Genomic DNA, 14,140 nt, shown 5'->3' on the forward strand with positions numbered 1-14,140 from the left:
TCAGCAAGATGGGGGGTGCTGACAGTTTTGTGCCAATTTATTGCTGGGTGCGGAATCGCTCCGGGCACGCTGAATCCGGCCGGCGCCTTCGACCGGCCGGAAGAGAAGAACGGTTCTCAGACGGCGACCTCGTCGATGGCGGCGCGGACCGCGGGCCAGGCGCGGGAGAGCGGGTCGATGAGCTTGAAGTGCCCGACGTCGGGCAGCTCGACCAGCTTGGCGGCCGGGTTGCGGGCGGCGTAGTCGCGGCTCATCTCGACCGGCACGACGCGGTCCTTGGCGCCGTGCACCAGTACCAGGGCGCCGTCGCCGCGCCAGGGCAGGCGCATGGTGTCCACCTCGGGCAACAGCTCGGTACGGCCGCCGACCAGCGCCGCGGCGGCTCCCCCGCCGAGGCCCTCGGCGTGCGTCCTGCCCACGTCCGACAGGGCGGCCAGGGCCACCACGCCGGCGATCCCGCCCGGGCAGCCGTGCCGGAGCGCGAGGTGGCCGCCGGCCGAGTGGCCGGCCAGGACGACGGGGCCGCGGGCGGGCGCCTCGGCCAGGACCGCGGCGACGGCGGCGGCGATGTCGTCGAACGTGCCGGGATGGCCGCCGCCCTCGTGGCCGATGCGGCGGTACTCGACGGAGCAGACCGTGTAGCCGCCGGCGGCCAGGGCGTCGGCCATGGGGCGGACGTGGAGGCGGTCGTACTCTGCGCGCCAGAACCCGCCGTGCACGAGGATGACGACCCCGCGCCCGCCTCCCTCCAGCAGGTCGACGACCTGGTCGGGGTGGGGTCCGTAGCGGATGACCCGGTCAGGCGTTCTGACGTGACGTGACAGCAGCTCGTAGTAAGGCATGCGCGGGCCCGTGAAGGTCGGCGGCCGTCGCCCGTGACCACCGCCGGCGGGGGTGCCCGCGGGCGTCATCGGGCGGACGGCCGGTGATGACGGGTGGCCATGAGGCGACGGCCTCGGTGTCCGGGGAAGGGACGTACGCGATCCCCGGGCGCGATCCCCGGGCGCGATCCCCGGGCGCGATCCCCGGGCGCGATCCCCGGGCGCGGTCAGAACAGTTCGAAGGCGTACGGCGAGGTGTGCCACCTGAACGCGGTCGAGGCCGCGGCGAGCGCGCCGGGCCGTACCTCCTTGACCTGGCCCGTCTGGACCAGCGCCGACAGCGAGGTGCCGCCCATGTAGACCGCGCCGAGCGCGCGGACGTCGAGCCACAGCTCGGGCTGCTCCGAGGTGGGCGTGCAGGTGGCCGACTCCGGCGAGCCGGTCAGCCGGTAGGTGCCCGAGTTCTCCGGCATGAACTCGTCGGTGACCTCGATCACGATGTCGACCGACGTCGCGTATCTCCGGGCGGCCAGCGCCCCGGGCACGTCGACGACGCGGATCCACAGCGCGTCGCACAGGTGCGCGTCGAGCTGACGCGGCTCGCCGACCCAGTGGAACAGGGGCTCGTCGACGCCGACCGCCCAGGTCGAGGCCGAGCGGGTGAGGTCGACCGACAGCAGGAAGCGCCACAGCGCCCGGTAGGCCTCCGGGGTGGTCGAGACCTGCTCCACCACCACGACGTCACCGATGGGGCCGTTGGCGGTCCAGTTGCCCCTGACCCGCCACAGGGCGTAGCCGTCGATGCCGTCGTCGCCCTCGTGCACCACGACGCGCAGCGCCGAGGCGCCCTGGCGGGCCGCCATGTGGTCGGACAGCCGGTAGTCCCAGTGCTCGGCGGTCCGCTCGGACCAGCCGGGGCGGTCGGCGTAGACCTGGTCGTACACCTTGACCAGCGCGTCGCGCAGGTCGGCGACCGTGCCCTCGACGATCCTGCCGGGCTCCTCGCCCCTGGGCACGGTGACCTCGCGGGCGTTGACGTTGAGCCCGAGCCTGCGCACGGCCAGGCCGTAGCCGAAGCGGCCGTAGATGCGGCCCTCGCTGGCCCAGCAGAGCGTGATGGGCTCGCCGAGCGCCCGCGCGTCCTCGAAGTGCCTGCGCATCAGGCGGGTGAGGATGCCCTGGCGGCGCACGGTGGCCGAGACCGCGCCACGGCAGCCGTGCGCGGCGGGCACCACGGCTCCGGGGACGGCGATCTGGCGGGTGTTGGCGCCGAGCGTGCCGACGACGCGGTCACCGGCGCGCACGATCAGCGAGCGCTCCGGCTCGAACAGCGGGCGCTCCGCCTCCAGGCTCTGCGGGTCGCCGTCGATGTTGATGCCGGCGGAGAACATCGCATAAATGTCCTCCCAATCCTCTCGGGTGGGTACCTCGATCGTCACTTCGTCGTTCTGACCAGCCACAGCCATGACCAAAGCCTCCGGATTGTCGATGCTTTCGTATCGTGACCTGGCCGCGTACCGTGAATCACCTTTTGAATTGCGCAGCGCCTCTTCCTGCGTGCGTTACGCCATTCGCGGAAAAAGCATGCTGGAAGAAGCCCGGCCGCCATGCTTACGGCATCTTTGAGTGACCTGTGCCCGGCATCCGGTCCGGGTTGCCTTCAGCGAAGGGGAGAGCGCATGGACGTGAAGTCGGCGGACGGCACCACCATCGCCTACGACCGGTCCGGGTCCGGTCCGGCCGTGGTGCTGGTCCAGGGAGGATTCAGCGACCGCACGCACCCGATCTGGGCCGGTCTGGCGGCCGCACTGTCGGGTGAGTTCACGGTCTACAACTACGACCGGCGGGGACGGGGCGGCAGCTCCGACAACGAGTCGTACGAGGTGGAGCGCGAGATCGAGGACCTGGCCGCGATCATCGAGGCGGCCGGGGGTTCGGCGGCGGTGTTCGGGGGGTCCTCGGGCGGCGCGCTGGCGCTGCGGGCGGCCGCGGCCGGCCTGCCCGTCACCAAGGTGGCGGTGTACGAGCCGCCGTTCATCGTCGACGACTCCAGGCAGCCGATCGCCGAGGACTTCCGCGAGCAGCTCGCCACGCTGGTGGCCGAGGGCAAGCGGGGTGAGGTCGTCGAGCGGTTCATGGTCGAGGCGGCCGAGGTGCCCGCCGAGATGGTCGGGCAGATGAAGGAGTCCCCCTACTGGGAGGGGATGACGGCGGTGGCGCACACGCTGGTGTACGAGGCCGCGGTGTGCGGGCCGGGCAACAGGCTGCCGGTCGAGGATCTCGCCAGGATCAAGGTGCCGACGCTGGCCCTGGCGGGCGGCAACAGCGGCGCCTGGATGCAGGGCGCCGCCAAGGCGGTGGCGGAGGCGGTGCCGAGCGGCGAGTTCAAGGTGCTGGAGGGCCACGGCCACGACATCTCCCCCGAGGCGCTGGCGCCGCCCGTGGCCGAGTACTTCCGCGGCTGACCCGGGCGGCGACGGCCAGGAGAGATAGTCGTCCCCGGCGGCCGGGACAGCGGAACGGGACGTCGACGGGGCGGGTCGCCATGCCACACGCCCCGGCGTCCGTCGTGTTCGGGCGTCCGTCATCTTCGGACGTCCGTTCTTTCATGTCCGTACGGGCGGACGTTCTGTCACGTCTGCATGGGCATGTCTGTACGGGCATGTCTGTACGGGCATGTCTGTACGGGCGTGCGTTCCGTCCGCCGCGAGCAGCCCCGGAGCAGAGACCCGGAGCACACAGGGCACACAGGGCACATGGGACACACCGATCGGGCGGCCGGCGAGGTCTCCCTCGCCGGCCGCCCGGGGCCGGTCCCGCCTCAGAGCCGCAGCGGCCCGTGCGGGTCGGAGGTCAGCTCCTTCAGCAGGGCGCCGAAGTCCTCGATCATCCTGTCGACCGTCTGCTCGGCGTACAGGTTGGTGTTGAAGGCGAACGAGCCCACGATGTCACCGGTGGAGTCGATCTCCAGGTGCCACATGCCGCCGTCGGGCACGTCGCCGCCGTCCCACTGCGACAGCCGCCTGCGGTGGATGACCTCGTACGCCAGCCCGCCCACGCGCCCGCGCTCGCCGCCGGGCGGCGACTTGAAGACCTGGAAGGCGACCACGGCGCAGTCGTCCTTGGTCACCGGGGTCATCAGCTCGGGCGCGACGCCGAGGATCTGCCCGAACGGCAGGTCGTTGGCGTAGGCCTCGACGCAGGTCAGCCGGGTGCGGGTGATGACGTCCCGGAAGGTGCCGCAGTCCTCCAGGTTCACCCGGAACGGCAGGTAGTTGAAGAACGACCCGACGGTCTCGTGGAAGCGGGCGGGCCCGCGTCCCGAGGAGAAGCTCGGCACGACGACGTCGTCGGTGCCCTCGCGCCGGCCCAGATAGACCGCGTAGGCGGCGAGCAGCACCATGAACGGCGAGCTGCGCGTCTCCTTCACGATGTCCCTGACGGCCCCGGTCAGCGTGCCCGGCAGGCTGAAGCGCCGCCAGGCCGTGGTCTTGGGCAGGCCGGCCGAGCGCAGGTGGTCGGTCACGGTCCCCAGGACCTGCGCGCCCGCCAGCTTCTCGCGCCAGTACGCCAGCGCCTTGTCGTTGCCGTCCCCGCCGGCGCCCGCGCGCTCCCAGTCCACGTAGTCGCGGTACTGCGACACCTCGGGCAGGGCCGGCGGCCGATGACCGGTGCGCACGGCGTACCCGTGCGCCACGTCCCGCATGATCAGCCGGATCGACCACTCGTCGACGGCGGTGTGGTGGGCGACCAGGCCCAGCACCGCGTCCTCGTCGTCGAAGCGGCCGAGCACCGCGCGGATCAGCGGCAGCTCCCTGATCGGGAACGGCTCCGCCTCGGCGTCGTTGAGCAGCTCCTCCGCGCGCCGGTCCCGGTCGTCGCCGGGCAGGTCGCGCACGGTGATCCGGACCCGGCTGGGCGGGTGGACGACCTGGTGGCCGTCGCCGTCGCGGACGATCTCGGTGCGCAGCGCCTCGTGCCGCGCCACGACCTCGTCCAGCGTCTCCTGCAGCACCGCCGGGTCGAGAGACCCGGTCAGCCGGTAGCCGCAGACGATGATGTAGCGGGGGCCGAAGGGGCCCGTCTGGTCGCCCTGGTCCCAGGCCCGCAGGAATCCCTGGTTCCAGGAGAGCGGAAGCAACTCGGTGACGCTCACGGCTTCGCACTCCTCGCCAGGGTCCGGTCGTTCTGGGCCGGCCGGTGCTTCGACCGCGCGGGCGTGCCGACCCAGGGCAGCGCGTTCCACAGGATCCGGGCCAGCATCGGCGGCTTCATGAGCTCCTCGGGCCCGTCGATGAGGCCCGCGCCGCGCATGTAGGCCCCCGCCACGACGGGGTCCTTGGTGGCCGCCTCCTGCACGAGGCCGAGGAAGGCCCCGGCCACCCGGACGGCGGGGCCGCGCTCGCCCTCCACGCCGGGGAAGCCCATGTCGACCGTGTGCGTCATCTCCCACGGCTGGTTGATGGCGTTGCCGGCCAGGTCGGCGAAGTACTGCAGGGGGTCGGGCAGCGCACCGGTGTGCAGGTGCTGGCGGATGACCAGGGCGGACAGCGCGGCCACGGTCATGCCCTGCGCGTAGACGGGGTTGAAGCAGCACACCGCGTCGCCGGTCACCAGCAGGCCGTCGGGGAAGCGCGTCATCTTCTCGTACCGGCGCCGCAGCGTCGTCGGGAAGCGGAAGGCGACGGGCTCGTCCAGCGGCTCGGCGTTCTGCACGGCGTCATAGATGTCGGGCGTGGCCAGCGTCTTCAGCCACGCGTACAGGCCCTCCTGGTCGGTGGGCGGGTGGTCGCCGAGGATTCCGTACGTGGTCAGCTCGACGCGGTCGCCGTCGGTCTTGGTGAAGATGGCGCCGCGCGGAAGGTCCTTGTTGGCGACCGGGTTGATCGACAGGTCGCCGTGGTAGGGGTCCTCCTTCAGGCGGTAGTGCTGCGTGACGTACCCCAGGCCGATCTTCGTGCGCTCCTCCTCGACCCGCGGGTAGCCCTGGGCCTCCAGCCAGATCGGCGTGCGGGAGCCGCGCCCGGTGGCGTCGACCACCAGGTCGGCGGAGAGCACCTGCGGCTCGCCCTCGCCGTCGAGCGGCTGCACCTTGGCGCCGGTGACACGGCTGCCGTCGGGGCTGAACTCCAGGCCGAGGATGTCGTGCCGCTCGGCGAAGACCACGCCGGGCAGGACCCTGGTCCGCTCCCTGATGTGGTGCTCCAGCTTGGGGCGGCTGGCCGCCACGCAGACCAGGCCCGCGTGCTGACGCTGGAGCGGCTTGCCGTTGAAATACCAGCGCACGTCACCGGCCAGGTCGCCGGTCGGCACGCCGTCGGCGAACAGTCCCTCGGTGATGCCCGGATACAGTTCCTCCATGACCTGCTGGCCGCGGGCCAGCAGACCGTTGATGTGCCGGCTCTGCGGGCATCCCCGCCGCGGGCCCTGCACACCGATCAACTCGTCGCGGTCGACGATGACCACCTCGTCGTAGGCGTCGGAGAGCACTCTGGCGGCGAAAAGCCCCGCGAGACTGCCGCCGAGCACCACCGCACGGGTCTTTGCCACATCACCCATCGGATCGCCTCCTGCGCGCTTTAGCGTTCACCAAAGGGTCACACCGGAGGCGATTCGTAACATCTTCTGAATTGCTGGCCGCGCGGCAGCGCAATTCTTCGGAAATCCCGCGCGGGACGCCGTGTGATTCTGGCCCCATGAACGAGTTTTCCGACAAAGCGGTTCTCATCACCGGCGGTGGCAGCGGCATGGGGCTGGCCACCGCACAGCGGCTCCTCTCCGAGGGCGCGCGGGTCGTGCTCGCGGGACGCAGCCCCGAGCGCCTGGACAAGGCGGTGCGCGAGCTCGACGCGGGCGACCGGGTGCTCGCCGTGCCCACCGACGTGTCGCGTCCCGCCGAGGTCGGTGCGCTGGTGTCGCGCATCGAGCAGGGCTTCGGCAGGCTCGACGGTGTGTTCGCCAACGCGGGCGTGGCCGGCTTCTCGCGCAGCGGCGACGTCACCGAGGAGGCCTTCGACGACATCGTCGCCACCAACCTCAAGGGCGTCTACTTCACCGTCCAGCAGTCGGTGCGGCTGATGACCGGCGGCGGTTCCGTGGTCGTCAACGGCTCCTGGCTGGCCCACCGCGGACTGGCCTTCACCTCGGTGTACGCGGCCAGCAAGGCCGGCGTGATCAACCTGGTGCGCACGCTGGCGGCCGACCTGGCGCCCGGCGGCATCCGGGTCAACGCGATCAGCCCCGGCTACATCGTCACCGAGATGTTCGAGGCCATCTCCAACACGCCGGAGGCGCAGGAGGCGTGCCGGGCGCAGGTGGCGCTCGGGCGGCTCGGGACGGCCGAGGACGTGGCGGACGCGGCGGCGTTCCTGCTCTCCGCCCGCTCGTCGTACATCACCGGGCAGGAGCTGCGGGTGGACGGCGGGCTGACCACCTCGGTGCCCCTGTGAGCCGAGCCCCTGCAAGCCGTGCCTCTGTGCGTCGGTGAGCTGCTCATCCGTAAGTCCGCACGTGGCGAGATGCGGCGGGCAGATGGCCGCTCGAAAGATGGAGCAGGGCATTCCCAGAGAAAGGAACCCAACGTGTCCTCCACACCCCCTGCCGTACGCGGAGATCTGCCCGCGCTGACGGGAATGCGCATCATCGCCGCATTACTGGTTTTCCTGAGCCACGTCATTTTCCCCTTCACGATGGGAAACCAGAATCCGGCGACCCCGTTCGCGGACGACGGCATCACCCAGACCCTGATGTGGCTGTTCTATCCCGGCGGTTCCATCGGAGTGTCGTTCTTCTTCATCCTGAGCGGCTTCGTGATCACGTGGTCGGCCAAGCCGGGTGACCGGATCCGTGCCTACTACCGGCGCCGCGTCGTGAAGATCATGCCGAATCACGTGGTGACGTGGGCGCTCGCCATGCTGCTGTTCGCCGGGTCGTACACGGCGCTGTGGGGCCTGCCGAACCTGCTGCTGCTCAACCCCTTCACCACCGACAACGGCATCTGGGGCGGCGCGAACATGCCGGCCTGGTCGCTGAGCGCGGAGATGCTGTTCTACCTGCTGTTCCCCGCGTTGATCATTCCGATCAGGAAGATCGCCGACAACCGCCTGTGGCTGTGGGCGGGCCTGGCCGCCGTCGGCATGGCCCTCGTGTGCCTGGTCACGCTGACCCTGGTGCCCGACGCGCCGAAGTACCCGGGCGAGGCGCTGTCGCTGACGCAGTTCTGGTTCGTCTACCTGTTCCCGCCCGTGCGGCTCTTCGAGTTCGTGCTCGGCATGATCCTGGCCAGGATCGTCATGGCCGGCAGGTGGCCGCGCATCGGGCTGCTCCCGGTGACGGCGCTGGTGCTGGCCGGCTACGCGGCCACGCTGTACATCCCCTGGCCCTACAGCGTCTCCCTGGTGACCGCCGTCCCCTTCGCGCTGGCCATCGGCACCTTCGCCAAGGCCAACCTCGAGGGCCGCAGGACGTTCTTCGGCACCCGGCCCATGGTCTGGCTGGGACAGATCTCCTTCGGCTTCTACCTGACCCAGTCCATCGTCCTGTACTGGCTGCGCGAGGCGGTGCTGGGCCAGGCCGAGTACGGCCCCGTGGGCGGCACCCTGCTCGTGATCGCGCTCGCCGCCGCCACCGTCGTGACGGGCTGGCTGCTCTACACGCTGGTGGAACGGCCGGCCATGAAGTACTGGAGCAAGTCCCGCAAGCCCGCCGTGAAGCGGGAGACCGTCGAGCAGCCGCCCGTGGGCGCGCTGACCAACTGAGAAGGGACCTCGATGGACGTGAACGCACCGGTGAAGGCCGGTACCCGCGAGTGGCTGGCGCTGGCCGTCCTGGCCCTGCCCACGCTGCTGCTCTCGATCGACATGAGCGTGCTGTACCTGGCCCTGCCGCACCTCAGCTCGGAGCTGGGGGCCTCGCTCACCCAGCAGCTGTGGATCACCGACATCTACGGCTTCGTCATCGGCGGGCTCCTGGTCACCATGGGCCGGCTCGGCGACCTCATCGGGCGGCGCAAGCTGCTGCTCATCGGCGCCGCCGCCTTCACCGCCGCCTCCGTGCTGGCCGCCTACTCCCCCAGCGCCGAGATGCTCATCTTCTCCCGCGCGCTGCTCGGCGTGGCCGGCGCCACCATCATGCCCTCGACGATGTCGCTGATCGCCACCATCTTCAAGGACCCCGCCCAGATGGGCACCGCGATCTCGGTGTGGATGGCCTGCTTCATGGGCGGCATCGCGCTGGGGCCGGTGGTCGGCGGCGTGATGCTGGAGAACTTCTGGTGGGGCTCGGTGTTCCTGCTGGCCGTACCGGTCATGGTGCTGCTGCTGGCGACGGGGCCCGCGCTGCTGCCCGAGTATCGCGACCCCGAGGGCGGCCGGCTCGACCTGCCCAGCGTCGCGCTGTCGATGGCGGCCATCCTGCCCTTCGTCTACGGGCTGAAGGAGCTGGCCAAGCACGGCTGGCAGCCGTGGTACGGCGTCGCCGTCGTGGCGGGGCTCGTCTTCGCCCTGGCGTTCGTACGGCGGCAGCGCAGGCTGGAGTCGCCGCTGCTCGACCTGGGACTGTTCAAGCTGCCGGTCTTCCGGGCCGCGGTGTCGATCATGGTTCTCGGCGGCATCGTCAACGGCAGCTTCTTCCTGGTCAGCATGTTCCTGCAGACCGTGGTCGGCCTGTCGCCTCTGGCGACGGGGCTGTGGGTGGTGCCCTCGACCGCGGCGACCATCGCGAGCGTGCTGCTGGCGCCCGTGATCGCGCGGAAGGTGCGCCCCGGGTACGTCATCGCGGCGGGCCTGGCGGTCATGGCGGTCGGCTACCTCGTGCTGAGCCAGGTCGACGCCGCCTCCGGCGTGGGCCTGGTGCTGACCGGCCTGGTCATCGGCTCGATCGGCGCGGGACCGATGGGCGCGCTCGGCAACGCCCTGATCTTCGGTTCCGTCCCGCCCGAGCGGGCCGGTTCCGCCTCCGCGGTCTCGGAGACCGGCGGCGAACTCGGCATCGCGCTGGGCGTGGCCGTCCTGGGCAGCGTCGGCACCGCCGTCTACAGCGCCCAGATCTCCGGCGCCCTGCCCCCGTCCGTGCCGCCGGCTCTGGCGAACACCGCCGGTGAGGGCATCGCGGGGGCGATCAACGCGGCGCAGCAGGCGAGCGCGCCCGTGGCCGCCGAGCTGCTCGCCGCCGGGCGCGAGGCCTTCACCACGGCGGTGAACGCCGCCACCGGCGTCAGCGCGGTCCTCGCCCTGGGCCTGGCCGCCGTCGCGCTGGTCACGCTCAGGAAGGTGCCGGCGACCGGCCAGGAACAGGCCGCGCAGGAGCCCGCCGCGCAGGAGGCGACCGCGGAACCCGCCGCGCACGCCGCCGAGGAGCCCGAGTCGGCCAAGGTCTGACTCCGTCCGAATCGCTGAGTTCTATGGAGACCACAGTGGAAAGACGCTGCCCCGTTCTCGACACCACCGGCCGTGACATCCATGCGGAGACCGACTTCCTGCGCGCTCAGGGCCACGCCGTCCAGGTGGAGCTCCCCGGTGGGGTGCTCGCCTGGTCGGTCAACACCCACGAGGCGGTCAGGCAGCTGCTCGCCGAGCCCAACGTCACCAAGAGCGCGCGCAACCACTGGCCCGCGTTCATCAACGGGGAGATCCCGCCGGACTGGGAGATGATCAGCTGGATCGCCATGGACAACATGGTCACCGCCTACGGCAAGGACCACGTCCGGCTGCGCAGGCTGGTCGGCAAGGCCTTCACGCCGCGCAGGACCGAGGCGATCAAGCCGCGCATCACCGCGCTCACGAACCACCTCCTGGACGCGCTGGAGGCGGTGGAGCCCGGTGAGGTGGTCGACCTGCGCGAGCGCTTCGCCTACCCGCTGCCGGCCATGCTGGTCGCGGACCTGATCGGCATGTCGGAGGAGGCACGCGCGGCCACCGCCAAGGTCATCGACATGATGGTGGACACCACCGTCACGCCGGAGCAGGCCCAGGCGATCCTGTCCGGATGGCGCGGCGCCATGGCCGAGCTCATCGCGGAGAAGCGCAGGAACCCGGGTGAGGACATCACCACCGACCTGGTGACGGCGCGCGACACCGACGGCTCGCGGCTGTCCGAGGTCGAGCTCACCGACACGATCTTCGCGATCCTCGGCGCCGGCTCGGAGACCACGATCAACTTCTTCGACAACGCGATCACCGCGCTGCTCTCGCACCCCGAGCAGCTCGAACTGGTCAGGTCGGGCCGGTCCACCTGGGACGACGTGATCGACGAGACCCTGCGGGTGGAGTCGCCGCTGGCGCACCTGCCGCTGCGGTACGCGGTCACCGACATCCGCCTCGACGGCGTCACGATCCCCCAGGGCGACCCGATCCTGATCAACTACGCCGCGGTGGGCCGCGACCCGGCGCTGCACGGGGCGGACGCGGGCCGCTTCGACCTCACCCGGCCGGACAAGGAGCATCTGTCGTTCGGGTACGGGCCGCACTACTGCCTCGGCGCCTCGATCGCCAGGGCGGTCGCCACGATCGGGCTGTCGTCGCTGTTCGAGCGGTTCCCCGAGCTCAGCCTGGCGGTGGACCGGCAGGAGCTGGTGCCGCTGCCGACGTTCATCATGAACGGGCACCGGGCGCTCCCGGTGCGCCTGACCGCTCCGGTGCCGGCCGCGGTGTCGTAACCCGGCTCCCCGCGACCGGGCGCCCCGTACCGCGAAAGAGCCTCCGCACCGGGTCCGGTGCGGAGGCTCTTTCGCGCGATCAGCTCGCCGCGGCGACGGGGACGCCCGAGTCGGGCTGGGCGAGCCACCACGGGTTCGCCCTGGCCCACTCGACGGTCCGCGCGACGCCCTCGGCCAGCGGGGTCGTCGCCGTCCAGCCCAGCAGGCGGCGGGCCTTGGAGCTGTCGGGCGCGCGTCGCGGCACGTCCTCGTAGGCGGGGCCAAGCGCGGCCCGCGCGTCCACCTCCACGGTGACCGCCCCGGTCAGCGCCGCCACTGTGGTGACCGCCTCCCGGACGGTGCTCTCGGTCATGCTGCCCAGGTTGAACACCTCGCCCGCGGCGCCCCTGTCGGCGGCCAGCACGGTGCCCGCCACCGCGTCCTCGACGTAGGTGAAGCACCTGGTCTGCCGGCCGCCGTCGTACAGCGCGAGCGGCTGCCCGTTGAGCGCCCGGTGAACGGTCCGGCTGATCACGAAGGCGGGCCGCTGACCGGGGCCGTAGGCGTTGAAGTACCGCACGATCGTGGCGTGCAGCCCGTACTGCCTGCAGAACGCCAGCGTCAGGTGCTCCGACATGGCCTTGGCCGAGGAGTAGGTCCAGCGGTCGGCGGCGGTGGAGCCGAGCACCCGGTCGGCGTCCTCCGCCCACGGCACGGCGGGGTTCTTGCCGAACACCTCGCTGGTACTGGCCACCACCACGCGGGCGCCGACCGCCGCGGCCCGCTCCAGCACGTTCCTGGTGCCCTGGAAGTTGACGTCGATCACGTCGAGGGGGCGCGCCAGGTACCGGTCCACCCCGACCTCGGCGGCCAGGTGGTAGACCACCTCCACCCCGGCGCCGATCGCCTCGGCCAGCCGCGCCCCGTCGCGGATGTCCCCGGCGACCGTGCGCACCCCCGGATCGGGTTCGCGGTCGAAGACCGTCACCTCGTCTCCGCGGGCGAGCAGCCGCCGCACCAGATGCCTGCCGATGAAACCGGAACCGCCGGTCACGACCACGCGTGCGCCCGCCATGTCAGCCGGTCCCGGAACGGTCAGCGGGAAAACACATGAGACACTCCTTAAAATTGCACGACATATACAGAAGAGCATCTCCTATCGTCGGCGCGCCGCATCTCGCGCATTGCCGGATAACTCGCAAGCCAGGAGATGCACCGCGAATTCCGGCGCCCGATGCTGGTTAGGGGAATTCCACTCCATCGAGGAGTTCGCGAGGAGCGCTAGATGCGAATCATGCTCACTGTGTGGCCCCAGACGTGCCACCTTTATCCCGCCGTGCCGTACGCTCAGGCGCTGCAGCTGGCCGGGCACGAGGTCGTCGTGGCCTGCCCGCCCGGCGCGGCCGACGACATCGTGGCGGCGGGCCTGACGGCCGTCACGTGCGGCGAGCCCGAGACCGGCGGGTGGGTCCGCGACGACCTGCCGCCCGACCCGCAGGAGATGGAGCACCTGGCCGCGGCCCTGCAGGTGACGGCGGAGGAGCGCGACACCTGGGACGTGTTCTTCCAGTACTACCTCATGGGGGTCAGGTTCCAGCTCCCGCCCGTGCCGAGCGGGCAGAACAAGGCGCTGGTGGAGTTCGCCCGCGCGTGGCGGCCGGACCTGGTGCTGTGGGACCCGTGGTTCCCGGCAGGCGCCGTCGCGGCCAAGGTGGCCGGCGCCGCGCACGGCAGGGTCCTGATGGGCCCGGACTACAGCGGCTGGGCCGTCGAGCTGTACGCCAGGCAGACCACACCGCCCCCCGTCGACCCGCTGGCCAGGGCGGTGCGCCCGCTGGCCGAGCACTACGGCGTCGAGGTGGACCGCGAGCTGCTGGTCGGCCAGTTCACCATCGACCCGATGCCGCGCGAGATGCGCCTGTCGCGCGACCTGGCCGCGGTGCCGGTGCGCTGGAGCCCGTACAACGGCGGCGGCGTCAAGCCGGCCTGGCTGTACGACAAGCCGCGGCGCCCGCGCGTGGCCATGTCGGTCGGGTTGTCCACCAGGTCGTACCACAAGGGCGAGTGGCGCACCCCGAAGGTCTTCGAGGCGGTCGCCGACCTGGACGTGGAGCTGGTCGCCACGCTCAACGCCGACCAGCTCGAAGGCATCTCCTCGATCCCCGCCAACGTCCGCACCGTGGACTACGTCCCGCTGCTGCAGCTCCTGCCGACCTGCTCGGCCAGCATCAACCACGGTTCGAGCGGCACGTTCTGGGCCTCGGTGGCCGCCGGGCTGCCGCAGCTCGTCGGCGACACCGACGAACCGCAGCGCGTGATCGTGGCCGACGGCGAGAACAGCCGGATGGCGGAGCGGCACATCCTGTCCAAGCCCGCGATCGCCTACCTCGAGTCGCGCAACGCCGGCCTGCGCCTGGACCACCAGAAGCAGTCGGTCGAGGAGATCAGGGACGCGATCGTCGCGGCGCTGGAGGACCCCCGCTACCGTGACGGCGCCGCCGCGGTGCACCGGGAGTGGCTGGACCGGCCGGGCCCGGCCGAGATCGTGCCCGCCCTGGAGAAGCTCGCCGCGCTGCACCGCTGACGGGCTCCGGCAGGACCTCTACGAACCTGCGCGAACCTTCACCAGCCGATGCGAAGGGCCGCGGACCTCTCCCGAGGTCCGCGGCCCTTCGCATCGGTACGG

At 71.3% G+C, this 14,140-nt stretch carries 11 protein-coding genes; 6 read left to right on the plus strand and 5 right to left on the minus strand.

Annotation, left to right across the window (positions count from 1 at the left end):
* Positions 1 to 116: 116 nt before the first annotated feature.
* Both Psi01_RS27230 and Psi01_RS27235 read right to left on the minus strand, forming a co-directional pair.
* Positions 117 to 842 (minus strand): alpha/beta hydrolase, encoded by a 726-nt coding sequence (locus Psi01_RS27230; protein ID WP_204066964.1) that lies wholly within the window; start codon positions 840 to 842, stop codon positions 117 to 119.
* Between the two features lie 206 nt (positions 843 to 1,048).
* On the minus strand, positions 1,049 to 2,287 hold the full coding sequence (locus Psi01_RS27235) for a GNAT family N-acetyltransferase (protein ID WP_204066965.1): 1,239 nt from the start codon (positions 2,285 to 2,287) through the stop codon (positions 1,049 to 1,051).
* Positions 2,288 to 2,500: 213 nt separating this feature from the next.
* On the opposite strand from Psi01_RS27235, the gene Psi01_RS27240 reads away from it, so the two are divergent.
* A complete protein-coding gene (locus Psi01_RS27240) occupies positions 2,501 to 3,286 on the plus strand; it encodes an alpha/beta fold hydrolase (protein ID WP_204066966.1) in 786 nt (261 codons plus the stop codon).
* A gap of 356 nt (positions 3,287 to 3,642) precedes the next feature.
* Here Psi01_RS27240 and Psi01_RS27245 read toward each other — a convergent pair whose 3' ends face one another.
* Positions 3,643 to 4,977 carry a condensation domain-containing protein gene (locus Psi01_RS27245; protein WP_204066967.1) on the minus strand — a complete coding sequence of 445 codons (1,335 nt, stop codon included), beginning with the start codon at positions 4,975 to 4,977 and terminating at the stop codon, positions 3,643 to 3,645.
* Positions 4,974 to 6,380, minus strand: a complete 1,407-nt coding sequence (locus Psi01_RS27250) for an FAD-dependent oxidoreductase (RefSeq protein WP_204066968.1) — start codon at positions 6,378 to 6,380, stop codon at positions 4,974 to 4,976. The genes Psi01_RS27245 and Psi01_RS27250 overlap by 4 nt, the downstream gene beginning before the upstream one ends.
* Positions 6,381 to 6,517: 137 nt before the next feature.
* On the opposite strand from Psi01_RS27250, the gene Psi01_RS27255 reads away from it, so the two are divergent.
* The 4 genes from Psi01_RS27255 to Psi01_RS27270 all read left to right on the plus strand — a co-directional run bounded on the left by Psi01_RS27255 (position 6,518) and on the right by Psi01_RS27270 (position 11,475).
* On the plus strand, positions 6,518 to 7,270 hold the full coding sequence (locus Psi01_RS27255; RefSeq protein ID WP_204066969.1) for an SDR family NAD(P)-dependent oxidoreductase: 753 nt from the start codon (positions 6,518 to 6,520) through the stop codon (positions 7,268 to 7,270).
* A gap of 183 nt (positions 7,271 to 7,453) precedes the next feature.
* The gene (locus Psi01_RS27260; RefSeq protein ID WP_239128066.1) at positions 7,454 to 8,578 is read left to right on the plus strand and encodes an acyltransferase family protein; all 1,125 of its coding nucleotides are present in this window, start codon (positions 7,454 to 7,456) and stop codon (positions 8,576 to 8,578) included.
* Between the two features lie 12 nt (positions 8,579 to 8,590).
* Complete coding sequence (locus Psi01_RS27265) at positions 8,591 to 10,198, plus strand: MFS transporter (protein WP_204066971.1); 1,608 nt, start codon at positions 8,591 to 8,593, stop codon at positions 10,196 to 10,198.
* A gap of 35 nt (positions 10,199 to 10,233) precedes the next feature.
* Entirely contained in the window at positions 10,234 to 11,475 is a 1,242-nt protein-coding gene (locus Psi01_RS27270; protein ID WP_204066972.1) for a cytochrome P450 family protein, read from the plus strand.
* 79 nt (positions 11,476 to 11,554) lie between these two features.
* Here Psi01_RS27270 and Psi01_RS27275 read toward each other — a convergent pair whose 3' ends face one another.
* Positions 11,555 to 12,529 (minus strand): dTDP-glucose 4,6-dehydratase, encoded by a 975-nt coding sequence (locus Psi01_RS27275; protein ID WP_204066973.1) that lies wholly within the window; start codon positions 12,527 to 12,529, stop codon positions 11,555 to 11,557.
* 210 nt (positions 12,530 to 12,739) lie between these two features.
* Here Psi01_RS27275 and Psi01_RS27280 point away from each other — a divergent pair, with 210 nt between their 5' ends.
* Positions 12,740 to 14,038, plus strand: a complete 1,299-nt coding sequence (locus Psi01_RS27280) for a glycosyltransferase (protein WP_204066974.1) — start codon at positions 12,740 to 12,742, stop codon at positions 14,036 to 14,038.
* Positions 14,039 to 14,140: the final 102 nt, after the last annotated feature.

The sequence above is a fragment of the Paraplanobispora siamensis genome (assembly GCF_016863175.1).
In the GTDB taxonomy this organism is placed as follows: Bacteria; Actinomycetota; Actinomycetes; order Streptosporangiales; family Streptosporangiaceae; genus Planobispora; species Planobispora siamensis.